Below are 16803 nucleotides of genomic sequence, written 5' to 3' on the forward strand. Positions count from 1 at the left end.
GAGGCAGAGACAGGCTCCTGTCGCCCGGTGACCGACTGGTCGGCCGGGTGGCAGGCCGAGATGGCCGTCGGTCGCGGCTTCCCCCGTCGGGACCGACGGCCACCTCATTCTTCTCGGGCGGTACGCCGGCGCCCGTACGACGTGAAGGGGCGGGCCCGGACCGATGGTGATCGGTCCGGGCCCGCCCCTCACTCATGGGGTGGTGCAGCAGATCAGTGGTGCGAGCGCACGCAGCGGAAGCTGGCGGCGTCCGCGATGTCACCGTGGCCCTTGTACTGGGGCACCAGCGGGTAGCGGCACACGTCACGGGTGACGGTCCTGCCCGCGGCATCCGTGACCGAGGCCTTCAGCGTCTGCGGGGCCTTGCCCTGCTCGACCCACTTGGTCAGCGCGCCGAGCGCGTCGGTCGGCACGGGACCGGTGTTGCCGTAGCCGGCGCAGTGGTTGGTGCCCGGCACCAGGAACAGCCGGTAGAAGTCGTCGACGCGCTGCGCCCCGCCCAGCTTCTTCTCGACCCGCTCGCGGTAGTCCACCGTCCCCTGGGTGGGGATCAGTTGGTCGGCCTGGCCGTGCCAGGTCAGCAGCTTCCCACCGGAGTTGCGGAAGCCCGACAGGTCCGCGTCGTCGGTGCCGATGACCTTGTCGTACTCGGCCTGGGACTGCCGGAAGAGCTTCTCGAATTCCGCGTAGCCGATGGTCGTCACGTCGAAGGAGGGCTGCTTCTTCACGAAGGCCGAGACCCACTCGGCGGGCACCTGGAACGGCTGGCCCTTGACGGTGCCGTCGGTGTCGGGCGCCGATGCCGCCAGGTCGTTGAGTTCGGACCCGATGGTGGGGCCGAACCACAGCTTCTTGCCGTGCGTGTCGCGCGGACCGTCCCAGATCTTGCGGATCACGGCGGCGTCGGCGGCCGTGAAGGTCACCTGCTTGCCGTCGCACTCCAGGGTCGTGCCGATCAGCTTGCGCGGGTCGTAACCGCACGCGGCGGGATCGCCGATGACTCCGTCCGCGGCGCCGTCCAGCGTGTCGCACGCCTTCACGGCGGCCTGCGTCGCCGCGTCGAGTTCACACTTCGTGGGGTAGGTGTGCTCCTCGTTCATCACCACTTGCGGCCAGAGCGTGGCGACCTCGAACTCGTCCCAGTTGATGCCGGGCGCGTTGGCGAGGATGCCATCGAAGTCGTCGGGGTGGGCCTGCGCCTCGGCGTAGCCCTGCCGGCCGCCCGTCGAGCAGCCGTTGAAGTACGAGTACGAGGCGGAGCGGCCGTAGACGCCGCTGATGACCTGCTTGGCGACGACCGCGGCCTCGTGCACGGACCGCGAGGCGAAGTTCTTCAGCAGCGTCCGGTCGATCTTCCCCTGGTCGTCCAGGGCCCAGTCGACGTCGACGTAGGTGCTGACGCCGGCGTCGGTCGTCGCGGTGGCGTAGCCGCTCTTGACGGCGGCGGACAGCGCGGCGCCGTAGTCACCGGCCGCGTAGGCACTGCCGCCGACGCCCTGGAACCGGCCGTTCCAGGAGGACTCGGGCAGCCACACCTGGACCTTGGCGTGGTCCTCGGCGCCCAGGTGGTTGACGGTGACGGTCACCTCGCAGTGGGCCGGGACGTCTTTGACCGTGTCCCCGGGCAGCGGCGACACGGGCGGCACCTCGACGTCCCCCGCCGGCCGGCTCACGGCCGTCACGGACTCGATCCTGGTGCCGGCCGGAGCCTTCAGCGGAAGAGAGGCGGACGCGCACCGGAACGGCGCGGCGGCGGAGTCCGAGGATTCCGCCGTGGCCGAGGGCAGATACACCGCTGCCGTCACCAGCGGCACCGCGGCCGCGAGGACGGTCAGAAGTCGTCTCATGACATTCCTTAATCGATCGAGTGTCTGCCGTGCGGCGGAGACACATGTGTGCGTGCTGAGCGATCCGGTCCGAGGGCCGTCCCCCGGTTTCGTCGTCCGCAGGTCGTCGGGCAATACCCCGTCTGCGCATGCTGGTTCAGGCATGCTGGTTCAGGAGTGCTCGATCCGTGCACCGACTGGCGGGCAAGGGCGCCACTGCGCCGCTCGCCCCGCGCTCGTCGGGTTCGGGAAGAGACTCCCACGAGTCTGTATCACCGGTCAAGAGGGTTACTCGTGATGAGTGTGGTTGGCTGTGTGTGCCGGGGTGGCTGCTTGTGCTCATACTTTCGCCCGCGGCGGAGGCGGCGCACATCAGTCACATGACGGTGAGTCCCGGTGGGCTCTCGACCGGACCGGCACATGCGACGGCCCCGGGCGGACCCGGGGCCGAGCTGGTCAGTGTGTTCTCAGGCGGCGCACAGCGGTCGCACACCTTGGGTAGAGAAGGGCGGCCGCCCGGGTGCTAAGTCATTCGACTGCTTCGGCCGTGGCGCGACTCGGCTGCGCCGGCGCTCCCCGTCCCGGCCTGCGGGTCGTCGTCCCCCAGCCACTTGGAATGCTTCTCCCGGGCCCACTGCGGCGACACGTACCCGGTCCGCATGCCGAGCCGAGCCTCCGGGTCCTTGGCCGCCTGACGCATGTGCCCGATGAGTACGAAGGTGATGCCCCAGGCCAGGCAGTCGTGCACGAAGATGGCGCTGGTCCGGGAGATCGCGGGCAGCAGCCCGGTGAACCACATCAGCAGGCCCGTGAACATCATCAGCAGCACGGCACCGGCGATCCAGCCCGCGTAGAGCTTCTGGCCCGCGTTGAACTTCCCGGCCGGACGCGCTGACGACGAGGTCAGCCGCCGGCGCGCCGCGCGCAGCCACTGCCTGTCGTAGGGCGCGAAGCGGTTCAGCCGGCGCAGGTCGGCGCGGAACGCTGGGGAGAGGAGGCCGAGCAGGAACGGGGCCGGCAGCAGGATCCCGGACCACTCGTGAACCGTGACCATGAGATGGCGCCGCCCGACCAGCTGCGCGAGCGGACCCAGGTACAGACAGGCCGCGGTCACCAGACACAGGAGCATCAGGTAGCCGGTGGCGCGGTGGACCAGGCGCTCGGCCCGGGTGAACCGGCGGACCTTGCCGTCGCTTTCAGGCAGCCGTGCCATCGCCGTGCCTGTCCTCTCCGTCGAGCCAGCCGTCGATGTCGTAGCCGCGCTCCTCCCAGTAGCCGGGGATCACCTCGTCGGTGACCGAGATGCCCGACAGCCACTTGGCCGACTTGTAGAAGTACATCGGGGCCGTGTACAGCCGGACCGGTCCGCCGTGTTCGTGGGTGATGGGCTCGTCCTGCATCTTCAGGGCCACCATCACGTCGGATCGGCGCGCCTGTTCCAGCGTGAGGTTCTCGCTGTAGGCGCCGTCGAAGCAGGTGAAGCGGAGGGCCTTGCCCTCGGGGCGTACTCCCGCGGCATCGAGGATGTCGGCGAGCTTCACGCCTTCGAAGGGGGTGTTCTCCACGCGCCAGCCGTCGGTGCACACCACGTCGTGGACGACGCGGGTCTGCCGCATCGCCCGCAGTTGCGGCAGGGTGAAGGTCCTGGGCCGGTCGACGAGGCCGTCGATCCGCAGCTCGTAGTTCGTGGTGTTCTTGCGCGGCACCGATCCCACGATGCTGTAGTACCGGAATCCGCCCGGGTTCGGCAGCAGCCCGGTGACTCCGGTCGCGTCGATCTGGGAGGCGGCGCCCAGGACGTTCTCCCAACCGCGCTGCAGGTAAGGGGCGGTGGCGAGTCCCGCGGCACCCGCCACGAGGGTGGCGAGCATCGCCCGCCGGGCCATGGGAGGGCCGCTCTCGGTGTCCTTGCGCTGGTCTGCCATGTCTTCACCGTCCTGTCGGTGTGATGGAGCAACCCATCGCATGTCGTCACGGAATTGAGTGGTTGCGATTCTTATGTGGGGCGAGGCACCCGCCATACGGCGATGTGTGCTGCCCGGTAGTTGGCGGTGCCTGGCTGGCCTGGGGATGCACCCCTCAGACGGCCGTCACATGCTCGTCGGCGGGACGCGAGGAGGCGTTCGTGGGGGCCTCCCGGACGCCGCCCGGGGTCCTGAGCAGGAACGCGAGGACGGTTCCGGCGACGACCAGGGGCGTGATCCACAGGAACGAGGAGCCGATGGCGTGGGCGAAGGCGTCCTGCGCGGTGTCGCGTACCGCGGCGGGCAGTTGGGCGATGGTGTCGGGCCGGGAGGCATCGAAGCCGTCGCTGACCGCGCTGCCGGCGAGCCGTGCGGCGAACCCGCTGGTGAGCAGGGTGCCGAAGACCGCGACTCCGAAGGCGGCGCCGATCGACCGGGCGAAGGTGACGACGGCGCTGGCCGCGCCGAGATCCGTGGCGGGAACGCTGTTCTGCACCGCGGTCAGGACCACCATCGGGACCATGCCGATACCCACACCGGTGACGAGGAAGTAGACGCCGAGGACGACCGCGTTCGTGGCCGCGCCGACAGTGGCCAGCAGGAGCAGGCCCGCGACGTTGAGCAGCATGCCGACGACGAGGATGAGCCGGAGCCGCTCGACATGGCTCGCCCACCGTCCCGCCAGCGACTGGCTGATGACCAGGCCCACCACCAGCGGAAGCATGTGGAGGCCGGACAGCGTCGCGGAGACGCCGTCGACGATCTGCAGATACGTGGGCAGGTAGACCAGGACGCTGAACATGGCCGCGTTGGCCACGAAGCCGATCAGCGAGGTCAGGACCACCGTGCGCGAGGTGAGCATGCTCAGCGGCAGGACGGGGGCCGCGGCGCGGCGCTCGACCGGGACCACCAGGCCGGCGAGCGCGACGGTGGCGACGATCAGGCCGATGATGCCGGGGGAGGCCCAGCCCCAGCGCCGGCCGAACGAGGTGATCAGGACGAGGCCGGTGGCCATGGCGGCCAGGACCAGTGCGCCGAGGTAGTCGATCCGGACAGCCTTGGCGTTCCTCGTTGCGGCCGGCAGCACGCGGCAGGCGATGCCGAGCGCCACCGCGCCGACGGGCAGGTTGATCAGGAACGCCCACCGCCAGGAGAGCTGATCGGTGAAGATGCCGCCGAGCAGTGGTCCCGCGATGCTGGCGACGCCGTAGACGGAGCCGAACATCCCCTGGTAGCGGCCGCGTTCGCCCGGCGCGACGATGTCACCGACCAGCGCGAACGTCAGCACGATCATGCCTCCGCCGCCGATGCCCTGCAGGATGCGGGCGCCGATCAGTTCAGGCAGGTTCGCCGCGATGCCGCACGCGACGGAGGCGATGAGGAAGATGCCGGTCGAGGCGAGGTAGAGCCGCTTGCGCCCGAACATGTCGCCGAGCTTGCCCCACAGCGGTGTGACCGCGGTGGACGCCAGCAGATAGGCGGCGCTGACCCAGGCGATGTCGTCGAATCCGTCGAGGTCCTCGGCTATGCGGGGCAGGGCGGTGGAGACGATGGTCTGGTCGAGTCCGGACAGGAGCACCGCCAGAATCAGGGCGCTCATGGCTGCGGCGACGCCGCGGGTTCGGGGCGCGCTCGAGAGCTGTGCCGTGGTGGACATCGGAGAGGAGCCTTTCAGAGGCCAGGTAGGGCGGAGTCGAAGCGGGTGGGGGCTGGTGGAGCTGCCTGGCAGGGCCAGGTCACAGGGTGACGGTCTTGTACTCGGTGTACGTGCCGAGGCCGACCGCGCCGTACTCGCGGCCGATGCCGCTGTTCTTGAAGCCACCGAAGGGGCCGTCGAAGCCGATCGGCGCGCCGTTGACGGTGATGGTGCCGGTCCGCAGGCGGCGGGCGACGGCGAGGGCGTGCTCGGTGTCGGCGGACCATACGCCGCCGGAGAGGCCGTACTCGGAGTCGTTGGCGATACGGACGGCGTCGTCCTCGTCGTCGTAGGCGATGATCACCAGAACCGGGCCGAAGATCTCCTCCTGCGCGATGCGCATGGAGTTGTCGACGTCGGCGAAGACGGTCGGGGTGACGTAGTTGCCGTTCTCCAGGCCTTCGGGGATCTGCGGGCCGCCCGTGACCAGACGCGCGCCTTCCTTGATGCCGATTTCGATGTAGTCGCGAATGCGCTGCTGCTGGTCGGGGCGGATCATCGGGCCGATGAAGGTGTCGGGGTCCTCCGGAGCGCCGACCTTCAGGGACTCCACGAGCTCCTTGACGGCGTCGACGACCTCCTCGTACTGCGCGCGCGGCGCGAGGATGCGGGTCTGGGCGATGCACGACTCGCCGTTGTTGAGCAGCGAGCCGAACTTCAGCCCCTGCACCGCCGTGCACACGTCCGCGTCCGGCAGGATCAGCGCGGCGGACTTGCCGCCCAGCTCCAGGCTGACGCGCTTCAGCTGCTCGCCCGCGATGGCGGCGATCCGACGGCCGGCGCGGGTCGAGCCGGTGAACGCGATCTTGTCGACGTCGGGGTGCGAGACGAGGTACTCGCTGGTCTCCCGGTCGGCGGGCAGCACGCTGATCACACCCTCGGGCAGACCCACCTGCTCCAGCAGCTCGGCCAGGAAGCCCATGCTCAGGGAGTTCTCCGGCGACACCTTCAGCACCACCGAGTTGCCCGCCAGCAGGGCAGGAATGATCTTGGAGGTCGCGGAGGAGAACGGTGAGTTCCAGGGGATCACGGCGGCCACCACACCCACGGCCTCACGACGCACCACGCTGCGGAACGGCGCGGCGGGGTCCGACGGTTCGAGCGTCTCCTCCCAGCCGAACTGCTCCGCCGCCTTCAGGTACGCGTTCGCCTGACGGGTCAGTCCGGGCTGACCGGCGAGGGTGAACCAGCCGGCCGAGCCGTTCTCCGCGGAGATCAGCGAGGCGATCCGCTCCGCGTTCGCCTCACGCAGGGCGTTGAACTGGCGCAACACCGCGACGCGCTGCAGCGGCGGCGTCTCGCGCCAGGTGCCCTCCTCGAAGGCGGCGCGGGCGGCGGCGACGGCGCGGTCGACGTCGGCGGGCTGCGCCTGGGCGGCGCGGCCGATGACGGACCGGTCGTGCGGGGAGCGGATGTCCAGCAGCTCGGGGTCGCTCGGTGCGGTCCAGGTTCCGGCGATGAAGAGACGGTCGTAGACGGTCATGGTGCGCTCCTTAGGAAGAGAGGCTCTCTCTTATCTGTCACTCGAATGTAGCACTTGTTCTGCTTACTGGCTCACCTGTGTTGACATGTGAGCGGGCCCGTGGGTGGGCGGCCGGCCGCGAGGGGGTGTCCTACAGGAAGGCGCTGCTGTCCGGTCCGTAGCCGAACATGACGGCGGTTCCCGACCAGCTCCAGAGCTGCGTCTGGTCGGGCCGGGTGTCGGTCTTCGGCGACGGTTCTGAGTCAGTGGGCGTGTGTCGCGCCGCCGCCGTTGCTGCCGCCGCTGTTGCTTCGTTGATGTGTGCCGCGTGAGACATGGTGTCGCCTGCCTGTGAGTTCCTCGTTGTGAGGTGGGGCGATTTCCTTCGGGTGGATGGCGAGTTGCTGTGAACGGTGCAACTCGCTTCATCACCAGTTGGAGCGGTTACGGCAAGCATGGTTGCGATAGGCATCACCTGTCAAGATGGTTACGGACGGACTCGATTCGCGCATGTCACCGTATTGACTGGTTACGGAGTCTGTGTGAGTCTCGTGTCGATCTCGGGAAGCGGCGGTTCCAGCCTCGCTGTCCCGAGTCACCTTCTGGCCGACTCGGCCACCGGTCGTCGACCACACTGAAGTGGGCCATCGTGCAGACCATCGTGGTCCAGGCGGTGCTCGGCACGATGACCGTCTTCGCCGCCGTGCTGCTCGCCCGGAGGATTCCTGGGCGGCGGCTTTCGGTCTCGTACTCACTCTGCTGTGGCTCTACGTGGAAACGCTGCGGCTGCTCACGCTGGTGAGGGAGGGCGACGTCTACTGACGCGGGTCGCCGGCAGGGGCACGTTTCGTCGACGGCGCATACCTACGCAAGCCGATATAAACCTGCAAAGAATCCGCAAACACCCATCGGAGGGGATCATGGCACGACAGAACCGCGGCACCTTCAGGCGTTGGGCCCTCTGGGGCGATGACAGGGCGATCGAGACGCTTGAGCAGAAGCACCGCACCGAACGACGCATGTCCGGAGACCGGGGCGTGCAAGTGGAGGCCGCTCGGGCGCGGTTGCAAGCGGCCAGCGATTACCTCACTGCCGCGACCTGACCGGCCCGTTCGGCGAGAGCGTCGCCGCGGCCCCCGGAGCGCGTCGTCCCGCCGCGCAAGGACCGCGACGCGGGGCCCGCAGGGCCGGAAATCGTCACACGGCGTTCAACTACCGTTGCTGGAATGCCTGTTGGGTATCAGCGTGGCGTACTGTCATGGCTTCGGAAGGCGGTGCGGAAGCTGTGAGTGGTGAGCAGGACACGTGGTGGGAACGAGCGGCGTGCCAACAGGAGGACGGCGAGGAGTTGTTCGCCGAGGGCGCCGCGCAGTCGGCGGGCAAACGCGTCTGCGCCGCCTGCCCGGTCAAGACCGAGTGCCTGGCGCACGCCCTGGACCGGCGCATCGACCACGGAGTCTGGGGCGGCATGACCGAGCGCGAGCGGCGGGCCCTGCTGCGCCGACGTCCCCAGGTCACCTCATGGAGCAACCTCCTGGAGGCGGCGCGCACCGAACATGAGCGGCGGTCCTCGACCGACGCACGCACAGAGGCATCCTGACCCTCGACGGCCGCCGCATTCAGCCCCTTTGAGACACCTACGCGTCCGCAGGACGCAGGGATCACTGAAGACGAGTGAGCCACATGTGTCCTCGCTCTCGCCCCCGACACCGCTGATCGGTTGTGGGACCACGAGGCCCGCGCCATTGAGGCAGCCGGGTAGCGGCAGCGGCATGTGCCGGAGCCGCTTCGGCTCGTCGCGTCTGGACTTGCTGGTCCAAAATGTGCGTCCTACGCTCACGGTCGTGACGCAACGGCCCGCCGTTTCCGGGGGCGCGGCGTGGCCTCTTTCCTGACCACGCCCCCCCTGGCGGACGACGCCGACCCGACCGATTCGATCCCGGAGGCACCCCGCCATGTCCGCCCCTGACAAGGACACTCTGGTCCGCGACTCCGTGGACACCTTCCGTGCGCAGGTCGCCGACGCGCTCGCCCCGTTCCTGACCGACGACGTCGTCATCGCCGAGCAGATCCATGGGCTCGCGCTGCCCGGCAAGAAGCTCGCCCCAGTGATGAACATGGCGGTCTACGAGCTCCGCGACGGCCGGATCGCGGCCTGGCGCGACTACACCAACCCCGCCTACGCGTCCGCCCTGTTGCAGGCCTGACCGGACAGAAAGAGGTATGAACCATGCGTGCTGTGGTGCTGAACGAGCTGGGTGGGCCGGAGGTGCTCCGGCTGCGGGAATGGCCCGACCCCGAACCCGGTCCGGGCGAACTGGTCGTCGACATCGAGTTCGCCGGCGTCAACTTCATGGACACCGGGACGCGCGTCGGATTCTCGCTGCCTCGCGAACTCCCCCTTGTCCCTGGGGTCGAGGGAGCCGGCCGGGTCTCCGCGATCGGCGAGGGCGTCCACGATTTCGCTGTCGGAGACAGGGTGGCCTGGGTCTCGGTGCCCGGCAGCTACGCCGAGAGGATCGCGGTCCCCGCTGACCGTGTCGTCCCCGTACCGGACGACATCCCGAGTGACGTCGCCGCCGCGACGATGATGCAGGGAATCACCGCACACCACTTCGTCACCGAGTCGGCGCCGCTGGCCGAGGGCGACACCGCGCTCGTGCACGCGGCCGCCGGCGGCGTGGGGCGCATGCTCACCCACCTGCTCAAACTGCGCGGTGTCCGAGTGATCGGCCTGGTCTCCCGCGAGGAGAAGGTCCCGGCCGCGAAAAGCGCGGGCGCGGACGAGGTCCTCGTCTCCGTCGACGGTGACTTCGTCGACCGGGTCAAGGATCTGACCGGCGGCGAGGGCGTGCACGCGGTGTTCGACGGCGGTGGGGCGAGCACGTTCTGGCCCTCCACCGAAGTACTGCGGCGGTCCGGCACGCTGGTCTACTTCGGCCCGCTGATCGGCGACATCCCCACGGTGCGGCTGTTCGACCTGCCGAAGAGCATCAAGGTCACCTACGCCGTGTTCGCCGACCACATCCACAGCCGGGAACTGCTGCTCCGGCACGCCGGGGACCTGTTCGACAAGATCCGCGAGGGCGGGCTGCGCATCGACATCACCGGGCGCTACCCACTGGGCGAGGCCGACCGAGCCCACACCGACATCGAATCCCGGCGCACCTCCGGCAAGTTGCTGCTCGACCCGAGCCGGTGACCATGACGATGGAGCGGACCCCACGGGCGCGGCCCGAGCACTGACGGGCTGTCCCTACAGTGCACCGAGAACATGTGCCCGTGGGCCCGATCCTGCCGGGTTGTCGGTCCTTCACCGTGACGACCCTGTCAGCAGCCGCCGAGCTGATCCTTCTCCGGCAGGTGTGCCTCCGCCCAGGATTCGAGTGCGGCGAGGGCCGGTTCCAGGGCACGTCCTGACCTCGTCAGCCGGTACGTCACCCGCAGCGGTGGCCCCGCGTCCACCTCGCGCTCGACGAGCCCGGCGGCCCCCAGTTCGCTGAGCCGGTCGGAGAGCATGCGCTCGCTGATCCCGGGAACCGCCCGGCGCAGGTCCGCGAAGTACGCCGGCCCGCCGGTCAGCACGGCGACGATCGGGCCGGTCCAGCGCTTCCCGAGCAGGTGGAAGACCCGGGTGATCCCGGTGCTGACCTGCCGGCATGCGGCGGCGTCATGATTCTGCTCGACCGTCATAGCGTGAGCGTACTTCGCTGGACTGCGCGGACGACAAGAGGCGGATACATGTATTTCCGTTCCAACTGCGGCCTGTCTCGGGCAGGTTGAGCACGATTTCCCGCCTGGCGAGCGGACCCACGAGGCAGTCGCTCAGGAATCACCGGCCCGCTGTGATCTCGTCGTCGATCACCGACCGGACGGTGGTGTGCCGCCATCAGCAGCGGTGTCTTACAGGCCGCGCCAGATGTTGTCGAAGGCGGCGTTCTCGATCGAGCGCCGTTGACGCACGGCCTCCAGCTCCATCACCGCGTCCCCCACGGCGGCCAGGACGCTCGTGGTCACGTCATCGCTGAGGCCCAGCTCCGCGTCCTTGTCGTCGTCGGCCCCGTCGTGGAGCCCGACGGCGCCCGTGAGCGCGGCGAGCACGGGCTCGCCCGACGCACGGCGCTCTTCGGCCTCGCGACGGGCGGGGGAGTCGACGAGAACCTTCCGCTCCGTCCGCGACAGGATCCGGTGGCCGCGTGTACGGATGAGCACCCCGGTCCGCTCCAACTCGTCCGTGTAGGCCGCGGACAGTTCGCGCCCCCGGCGCCACAGCCAGTCCTCGACCGGCTCGTAGGGAGCCTGCCGGACGAGCGAGGCAGCGGCCTCGTCCAGCAGACGGTCGCCGGTCGCCGACCCGGTCCCGGGCACCAGCCGGTCGCCGTCCAGCCCGACGACCTGCGCCTCGACGAGGTCGAGAACCTCGGCCCCGGCGAGCGCGAGCGACAGGTCGCCCTGTCCCACCTCACGATCAGACGCCGACATGACGATGATCGCTAGATCGCGTGCGGTGTTCATCCATGTCTCCATGTCGATCGGCCGAGTGCGGGGCGGGTGTCCCGGCGTTCCCCGGGCTGTCTCCCCGGGTCCGTTCAGGGTGCCATGCAGAAGAGGGCGACGGCGGGCAGGAGTGCGCCGACGCCGCTGAGCAGCCAGTACTGGGGACGGCTGAGGTGTGTCCTGCGGGCGAAGGGGCGATTGGCCGCCCACCAGAGAAAGCCGCAACAGGCGATGACGGGGACGAGCACCACGAGCACGACCGCCATGCCGTCGTTCTCCGTCGGCGCCGGGTGCGCCAAGGTCGCGGCGAGATACCAGAGCATCCAGAGAGGGATCACGGCGGGGATTCCGAGGAGCAGATTGACCCCGAGCGCCGTGTACCACCGTCTGACCACTGTCCCCACCCCTTTGATCATGCCCATCAAACCCGAAACCCTGAAGAAAATCCTGTGACATCCTTCACGTGAACCATTTCGCCCGATATTTCGTTTAATCGAGTTTTCGTTGCCTTTCGTGTGGTCGCTGCATATCGTGATGACGTCCGGTTTGACCGGTACCTGGAGCTTGAATTCCAACGAGCCCGTTCGGGTCGAGGAGCTTTCATGAAGCTGGCAAAAAAGGTCATGGCAAGCGTCGGTGTGGCGATGACGGCAGGCGCCCTGATCGCGTCGGTGACGGCACCTGCGTCGGCCGCTCCGGCCGCCCCCGCGACCAGCACCATCAAGCTGTGCCAGAACGCCTACAACTCGGGAGGGCCGTGCGACTACGAGTACGCCCCGGTCCCGAACCTGACCTACGGAGCCGACGGAAACTTCCAGGACAGCATTTCCTACATCAGCAACTATTCGGGGAGGACATGGTGCCTCTTCACCGACAACAACTACGGCGGCATCCAGGGCGTGTTCCAGAACAACTACACGTGGGACACGCTCAGTTACCCCTACAACGACTCCATCTCCTCCGGTCGTCCCTGCTGAGCTAGGGGCGTCCGTGGCGGGCCGTCGATCCGGACGGATGCGGCGGCCCGCCCCTCAGCCCTCTCCGTACGTGAACACGCGTGACCGCACCCCACGGGAGTCAGGAACTGTGACATCGATCCGCGATCGTGCGGTACGGACATTGCCCGTGCTGGCCATTGGTGCCGTACTTGTGGCCGGTTGCGGCGCGCCGGAACAACAGGCGGCGAAGACATCCCCGAATCAGCTCGCGCAGACCCTGAAAAAACTGCTTCCGCAAGGACGGTCTACGGAGCTTCCAGAAACCCCGGGTCGGCAGGAAAAGCCGTCGACTTCTACCCGTCTGACCTTCGAGAGAAACGGAATGGCCGGGCGCGTGGAAGTCGCCGCGACTCGCCTCCCGGTGCCGGTTCTCCCGCAAAATGCGCGTTGTCCGGACAGCGCCCTCCATCCGTACAGCAAATGCACGACGAAGAAATTTCGCGGGGCGACAATGATGTCCGACAATTCCCCGGTCGACGACTCCCGCCCCACCGCTGCCCGACGGCTCACCACCATTCTCACGTACCCGGACGGTCGGCAGCTCGCGATCGCCGAGTCGAACGACCCCGCGGCCCTGTCGAAGCAGGACTCCGCCCGGCAGAGTCCGCCTCTGCCCCTGACCCGGCAACAACTCGCCGACATCGCTGGATCAGCCACTTGGAAACCGATCCTCGCCGCGCTGCCCGCGCCGGCGCGCCGGCCCGCACCGGACATCGACCAGTCCCTGCCCGCGAGCCGGATCACACACCTCATTGCTGACGTGCTGCCCCGAGGAGTGCAGGTAGCAGACAGGAGCGGTCAGCCCGGGTACGGCCACCTCACCGTGGACGACGGACACGGCAAGTGCCTGATCGCCGTCACGGTGCAGCGCTGGAAGCCGGGCGACCGGACCATCGGCAAGATCTTCGGCAAGGCCCGGCAACTCGCCGACGGCACACTCCTCACGACCGGCACCGGTCCGGCCACGAACGGCGGCAAGGGAGCGATCGAGTGGCGCGCCGACTCCCTGCGCACCGACGGGCTCCGCGTACTCGCCACCGAAGTCAACGCCCGGGCCTACCGGCTTCAGGGAACCCGCCGCACACCGGTACTGAGCCCTGCTCAGCTCACCGGGATCGTCCTCAGCGACGCATGGAGCAAGTCCTGAAGGTCGTACGCGAGGCGTCCGACGAAACGGGGGCGAATGTAGTGGCCGCCGCACCGCTTGATCGGCGAGTGTGTGCAACGGGGCGTCACCCACGCCCTGGCCGGGGCCCCTTCGCGGACCGGCCGTCCGCTCCCCGCGTCCGGGACCCAGCACGTCCCGCGGCCGGGGCCCACCGGAGGGACTCGACCGATGCAGCATCACCGACCGAATGGCCGCCGATCGGTCCGGACCCGCCGTGCGGGCATCGGCGTCTGGGCCGTCCTGACCCTGCTGTCCGCGACGGGGTGCGGGCAGGACGACCGCGCGAGCACCGGAGGGCCGGCCGCCACCACGACGTCCGACCGACCGGCCGCCACTACAACGTCCGACCGGCCGACCGCTCAGAACGGGGCGTTCGCCGACCTGGAGCGCAAGTACCGCGCGCACATCGGCCTCTACGCGGTCGACACCGGCAGCGGCCGTGAGGTCACCTGGAACGACACGCGGCGCTTCTCGTACAACTCGACCGTCAAGTCCTTCCTGGCCGCGGCCGTGCTGAAGAAGAACGGCATCGACGGCATGGACCGCGTCCTGCGCTACGACCGCTCCGACCTCGCCGCCAACTCGCCCGTCAGCGAGAAGCACGTGGACACCGGCATGAGCCTGCGCGCGCTGTGCGACGCCACCGTCCGCTACAGCGACAACACCGCCGCCAACGTTCTGTTCAAGGACATCGGCGGCCCCGGCCGCCTGGGCGCGTTCCTCCAGAGCGAACTGAACGACCGGACCACCCGCACCGACCGCATCGAGCCGTACCTGAGCCGATGGAGCCCGGGGGAGCAGCGTGACACCTCGACACCCCGTCAGATGGCGTCGAACCTGCGCAGCCTCGTCCTCGGTGATGCCTTGCCCACGGCCGAGCGGCGTCAGCTGACCGGCTGGCTGCGGGCCAACACCACCGGCGGGACGGCCATCCGCGCCGGGCTGCCGAAGGACTGGATCGTCGGGGACAAGACCGGTACCGGTTCCTACTACGCGGCACGCGACGACATCGCGGTCATCTGGCCGCCCGGCCGCAAGCCGCTGGTGATGGCGATCCTCACGTATCGCGACGGGGCGAAGAACGCCACGGCGGACGACAGGCTCCTGGCCGACACGGCGAAGGCCGCGGTCACCGCCCTCGCCGTGCGGTAGCCGGCGTAGCCGTCGCCGTACCGGGTGACTCTGCCCTCTCCCGCCTCCAGGACGAGCTGGTCAGATTCTCCGGGAACACCCGGTCGTGGGTGACCGCGACGACGGTGCCGCGGTGCTCGCACAGGTGCGCCTCGAGCCCGCCGACGGCCTGGTCATCCAGGTCGTCGGTCGCCTCGTCGAGCAGCGGCAATTCCGGCTGCGTGATGCCGACACGCGCCTCGGCCCGGTGGCCGTCGCGTCCCTCTTACAGGGCGAGATGACCCTCGTACGTCCTGAGAGCCGCGTCGAGACGCGCCGGGGTGTCTTTTGGCAGACCGTGCGTACCGTCTTGCTCGGTGCCGGGTGTCCGGTGTCACCGGCGCAGGGCCCGCGCGAACGCTCTGCCCCGCCGGGCGCAAGTAGGGGGTGAGACCGCCGTCCGGGCGGTCAAGGACAGGGGGGTTCATGGATCCCGATCCCGTTGCGGACGAGGACCTGCTCGTGCGTTCCGCCGCGGAACCGGCCGCGTTCGAGCCGCTGGTCGCCCGGCACTCCGTCGCGCTGCACGGCTATCTCGCACGACGGGCGCCGGCCGCAGTCGACGATCTGCTGTCGGAGGTGTGGCTGCAGGCTTTCGCCCACCGGCACACCTTCGACGCCGCTCGCGGAGCGGCCCGCGCCTGGCTCTTCGGTGTGGCGCGCAACGTACTGGCCCGCCACTGGCAACGCCTCACCCGCGACCCCGGCGCGCCGCCCGCCGGGGAGCCCGCGGGCGGCGACCCGTGGCAGGCGGTCGATCAACGGCTCGATGCCGTGGCGGCCGGCCCGCTGATCCGGCGCAAGCTCGCCGAGCTGCCGGAGGTCGAGCGGGAGCTGCTGCTCCTCGTGGCCTGGGAGGGGCTCACGCCCACCGAGGCCGCGGCCGTCGTCGGTGTCCCCGCAGGCACCGCCCGCTCCAGGCTGCACCGGGCGCGTGCCCGGCTCCGGTCCCGCCTGTCCGACGGCACCCTCAACACCCTGACGGGAGAACTCGCATGAGCGCGCAGCGACACGAGGTACTCGACTTCCCCGGCGCCGCGGAACTGGTCGCCGCCGGCCGTACACCCGAACCCGACCCCGCCGTCCTGTCCGCGGCGCTGTCCGCGGTCCGCGGCGCGATCGACGACGAGACCGGGCGGGCTCCGGCCCCCGCCGCCGTCGGCCCCCGTGTGGTCGTCCCCCTGTACCGCCGGCGTCGCTTCCTCGCCTCCGCGGCAGCGGTCGCGGCCGTCGCAGCCGCGGCGATCGTCGCCCCTGTGGTCAGCTTGGACGGCGGCAGGCCTGCGGCCGGCGCGGAGGCCGCGGCGTTCTTCAACTCGATGGCGGACAAGGCGGCCACCGGCGCGAACGGCCCGTACTGGAAGATCACTTCGACGCAGTCCGGTCCGGGCACGAAGACCAGGACACGGACCGTCTACCTCGGACCCGACGGGCTGACCGCCGTCGAGAACGGCGAGACGTTCTCCAAACCCCAGCCGAACGGCATGAGCTGGTCCGTCGGAGACGAGCGGCTGGACTGGAACGGACTGAGGGACCTCCCCACCGACCCGTCGGCGCTCCGCGCCAGGCTGGCTGCCGGTAAGGACGGGGCGGCAGCGGACGAGCAGGTCGTCACCGAGGCCGGGGCACTGCTCTCGTTCAGCCCGGCCCGGGCCGAACTGCGCGCCGCGCTCTACCGGGTGATGGCGACCACCCCCGGCGCAGGCATCCGCTCCGGAGCGAGCGACGCGGAGGGGCGCACGGGCACGGAGGTGACCTGGAAGTACGCCGCCGCGGACGGTCCGGGCATCACCAGCACCCCGCACTGGATCATCGACCCGGCCACGGGCGGAATCCTCGAGGAGAACCGCACCGCCGCCGAGGACCACGACGGCTCGGGATGCGAGCCCTCGAACGGCGTGGACAAGGAGTGCACGCCATCCCTGTCCGAGGGCGATCTGACCAGTCGGCAGACGTTCCTCTTCAACGGCCCGGTGAACCGCATCGGTTGATCCAGCACCCCACAGGCCCCTCCCCACGGAG

At 69.4% G+C, this 16803-nt stretch carries 19 protein-coding genes and 1 pseudogene; 10 read left to right on the plus strand and 10 right to left on the minus strand.

The window, feature by feature from the left end; all coding sequences use genetic code 11:
- Positions 1–212: 212 nt before the first annotated feature.
- From ACQUQD_RS40080 to ACQUQD_RS40105, 6 genes are all read right to left on the minus strand, one after another.
- Positions 213–1847: a tannase/feruloyl esterase family alpha/beta hydrolase gene (locus ACQUQD_RS40080; protein ID WP_428957162.1), complete on the minus strand. Its 1635-nt coding sequence runs from the start codon at positions 1845–1847 to the stop codon at positions 213–215.
- A gap of 502 nt (positions 1848–2349) precedes the next feature.
- On the minus strand, positions 2350–3039 hold the full coding sequence (locus tag ACQUQD_RS40085; RefSeq protein WP_428957163.1) for a cytochrome b/b6 domain-containing protein: 690 nt from the start codon (positions 3037–3039) through the stop codon (positions 2350–2352).
- Positions 3023–3751, minus strand: a complete 729-nt coding sequence (locus ACQUQD_RS40090; protein ID WP_428957164.1) for a molybdopterin-dependent oxidoreductase — start codon at positions 3749–3751, stop codon at positions 3023–3025. Before ACQUQD_RS40090 ends, ACQUQD_RS40085 begins: the two co-directional genes overlap by 17 nt.
- Before the next feature lie 154 nt (positions 3752–3905).
- The gene (locus ACQUQD_RS40095) at positions 3906–5447 is read right to left on the minus strand and encodes an MDR family MFS transporter (protein ID WP_428957165.1); all 1542 of its coding nucleotides are present in this window, start codon (positions 5445–5447) and stop codon (positions 3906–3908) included.
- 79 nt (positions 5448–5526) lie between these two features.
- Positions 5527–6969, minus strand: coding sequence for an aldehyde dehydrogenase (locus tag ACQUQD_RS40100; protein ID WP_428957166.1), 1443 nt, complete (start codon positions 6967–6969; stop codon positions 5527–5529).
- 130 nt (positions 6970–7099) lie between these two features.
- The gene (locus ACQUQD_RS40105; protein WP_428957167.1) at positions 7100–7285 is read right to left on the minus strand and encodes a hypothetical protein; all 186 of its coding nucleotides are present in this window, start codon (positions 7283–7285) and stop codon (positions 7100–7102) included.
- 302 nt (positions 7286–7587) lie between these two features.
- Between ACQUQD_RS40105 and ACQUQD_RS40110 the strand changes: the two genes are divergently transcribed.
- From ACQUQD_RS40110 to ACQUQD_RS40130, 5 genes are all read left to right on the plus strand, one after another.
- The gene (locus ACQUQD_RS40110) at positions 7588–7770 is read left to right on the plus strand and encodes a Bax inhibitor-1/YccA family membrane protein (protein ID WP_428957168.1); all 183 of its coding nucleotides are present in this window, start codon (positions 7588–7590) and stop codon (positions 7768–7770) included.
- Positions 7771–7868: 98 nt separating this feature from the next.
- Entirely contained in the window at positions 7869–8051 is a 183-nt protein-coding gene (locus tag ACQUQD_RS40115) for a hypothetical protein (protein WP_428957169.1), read from the plus strand.
- A 155-nt stretch (positions 8052–8206) separates the two neighbouring features.
- On the plus strand, positions 8207–8548 hold the full coding sequence (locus ACQUQD_RS40120; protein ID WP_428957170.1) for a WhiB family transcriptional regulator: 342 nt from the start codon (positions 8207–8209) through the stop codon (positions 8546–8548).
- Between the two features lie 355 nt (positions 8549–8903).
- Positions 8904–9155: a hypothetical protein gene (locus tag ACQUQD_RS40125; protein ID WP_428957171.1), complete on the plus strand. Its 252-nt coding sequence runs from the start codon at positions 8904–8906 to the stop codon at positions 9153–9155.
- Positions 9156–9178: 23 nt separating this feature from the next.
- Entirely contained in the window at positions 9179–10150 is a 972-nt protein-coding gene (locus ACQUQD_RS40130) for a quinone oxidoreductase family protein (protein WP_428957172.1), read from the plus strand.
- Positions 10151–10278: 128 nt separating this feature from the next.
- Here ACQUQD_RS40130 and ACQUQD_RS40135 read toward each other — a convergent pair whose 3' ends face one another.
- The 3 genes from ACQUQD_RS40135 to ACQUQD_RS40145 form a co-directional block, all read right to left on the minus strand.
- Positions 10279–10641 (minus strand): winged helix-turn-helix transcriptional regulator, encoded by a 363-nt coding sequence (locus ACQUQD_RS40135; protein WP_428957173.1) that lies wholly within the window; start codon positions 10639–10641, stop codon positions 10279–10281.
- 210 nt (positions 10642–10851) lie between these two features.
- The gene (locus tag ACQUQD_RS40140) at positions 10852–11463 is read right to left on the minus strand and encodes a GOLPH3/VPS74 family protein (RefSeq protein ID WP_428957174.1); all 612 of its coding nucleotides are present in this window, start codon (positions 11461–11463) and stop codon (positions 10852–10854) included.
- Between the two features lie 74 nt (positions 11464–11537).
- A complete protein-coding gene (locus ACQUQD_RS40145; RefSeq protein ID WP_428957175.1) occupies positions 11538–11840 on the minus strand; it encodes a hypothetical protein in 303 nt (100 codons plus the stop codon).
- 207 nt (positions 11841–12047) lie between these two features.
- On the opposite strand from ACQUQD_RS40145, the gene ACQUQD_RS40150 reads away from it, so the two are divergent.
- The 3 genes from ACQUQD_RS40150 to bla all read left to right on the plus strand — a co-directional run bounded on the left by ACQUQD_RS40150 (position 12048) and on the right by bla (position 14763).
- Positions 12048–12422 carry a hypothetical protein gene (locus tag ACQUQD_RS40150; protein WP_428957176.1) on the plus strand — a complete coding sequence of 125 codons (375 nt, stop codon included), beginning with the start codon at positions 12048–12050 and terminating at the stop codon, positions 12420–12422.
- A 109-nt stretch (positions 12423–12531) separates the two neighbouring features.
- Complete coding sequence (locus ACQUQD_RS40155; RefSeq protein ID WP_428957177.1) at positions 12532–13590, plus strand: hypothetical protein; 1059 nt, start codon at positions 12532–12534, stop codon at positions 13588–13590.
- Positions 13591–13779: 189 nt separating this feature from the next.
- Positions 13780–14763, plus strand: a complete 984-nt coding sequence (gene bla, locus ACQUQD_RS40160; protein ID WP_428957178.1) for a class A beta-lactamase — start codon at positions 13780–13782, stop codon at positions 14761–14763.
- Here bla and ACQUQD_RS40165 read toward each other — a convergent pair.
- Positions 14745–14962, minus strand: a pseudogene (locus tag ACQUQD_RS40165) (tylosin resistance protein TlrC); the annotation flags it as partial. The gene bla and the pseudogene ACQUQD_RS40165 sit on opposite strands and share 19 nt — an antisense overlap.
- Positions 14963–15207: 245 nt before the next feature.
- On the opposite strand from ACQUQD_RS40165, the gene ACQUQD_RS40170 reads away from it, so the two are divergent.
- Positions 15208–15780 carry an RNA polymerase sigma factor gene (locus tag ACQUQD_RS40170; protein ID WP_428957179.1) on the plus strand — a complete coding sequence of 191 codons (573 nt, stop codon included), beginning with the start codon at positions 15208–15210 and terminating at the stop codon, positions 15778–15780.
- Positions 15777–16772, plus strand: coding sequence for a hypothetical protein (locus ACQUQD_RS40175; RefSeq protein ID WP_428957180.1), 996 nt, complete (start codon positions 15777–15779; stop codon positions 16770–16772). Before ACQUQD_RS40170 ends, ACQUQD_RS40175 begins: the two co-directional genes overlap by 4 nt.
- The last annotated feature ends 31 nt before the right edge of the window (positions 16773–16803 follow it).

It is taken from the genome of Streptomyces sp. cg35, from assembly GCF_050410835.1.
Lineage (GTDB): Bacteria > Actinomycetota > Actinomycetes > Streptomycetales > Streptomycetaceae > Streptomyces.

Excerpts from the sequence above, each read along its gene's own strand:
- ACQUQD_RS40100 (WP_428957166.1), bottom strand. The coding sequence starts at position 6,969 with ATGACCGTCTACGACCGTCTCTTCATCGCCGGAACCTGGACCGCACCG.
- ACQUQD_RS40130 (WP_428957172.1), top strand. The coding sequence starts at position 9,179 with ATGCGTGCTGTGGTGCTGAACGAGCTGGGTGGGCCGGAGGTGCTCCGG.
- ACQUQD_RS40105 (WP_428957167.1), bottom strand. The coding sequence starts at position 7,285 with ATGTCTCACGCGGCACACATCAACGAAGCAACAGCGGCGGCAGCAACG.
- ACQUQD_RS40150 (WP_428957176.1), top strand. The coding sequence starts at position 12,048 with ATGAAGCTGGCAAAAAAGGTCATGGCAAGCGTCGGTGTGGCGATGACG.
- ACQUQD_RS40115 (WP_428957169.1), top strand. The coding sequence starts at position 7,869 with ATGGCACGACAGAACCGCGGCACCTTCAGGCGTTGGGCCCTCTGGGGC.
- ACQUQD_RS40175 (WP_428957180.1), top strand. The coding sequence starts at position 15,777 with ATGAGCGCGCAGCGACACGAGGTACTCGACTTCCCCGGCGCCGCGGAA.
- ACQUQD_RS40095 (WP_428957165.1), bottom strand. The coding sequence starts at position 5,447 with ATGTCCACCACGGCACAGCTCTCGAGCGCGCCCCGAACCCGCGGCGTC.
- ACQUQD_RS40085 (WP_428957163.1), bottom strand. The coding sequence starts at position 3,039 with ATGGCACGGCTGCCTGAAAGCGACGGCAAGGTCCGCCGGTTCACCCGG.
- ACQUQD_RS40125 (WP_428957171.1), top strand. The coding sequence starts at position 8,904 with ATGTCCGCCCCTGACAAGGACACTCTGGTCCGCGACTCCGTGGACACC.
- ACQUQD_RS40120 (WP_428957170.1), top strand. The coding sequence starts at position 8,207 with ATGGCTTCGGAAGGCGGTGCGGAAGCTGTGAGTGGTGAGCAGGACACG.
- ACQUQD_RS40090 (WP_428957164.1), bottom strand. The coding sequence starts at position 3,751 with ATGGCAGACCAGCGCAAGGACACCGAGAGCGGCCCTCCCATGGCCCGG.
- ACQUQD_RS40170 (WP_428957179.1), top strand. The coding sequence starts at position 15,208 with ATGGATCCCGATCCCGTTGCGGACGAGGACCTGCTCGTGCGTTCCGCC.
- ACQUQD_RS40140 (WP_428957174.1), bottom strand. The coding sequence starts at position 11,463 with ATGAACACCGCACGCGATCTAGCGATCATCGTCATGTCGGCGTCTGAT.
- ACQUQD_RS40080 (WP_428957162.1), bottom strand. The coding sequence starts at position 1,847 with ATGAGACGACTTCTGACCGTCCTCGCGGCCGCGGTGCCGCTGGTGACG.
- ACQUQD_RS40135 (WP_428957173.1), bottom strand. The coding sequence starts at position 10,641 with ATGACGGTCGAGCAGAATCATGACGCCGCCGCATGCCGGCAGGTCAGC.
- bla (WP_428957178.1), top strand. The coding sequence starts at position 13,780 with ATGCAGCATCACCGACCGAATGGCCGCCGATCGGTCCGGACCCGCCGT.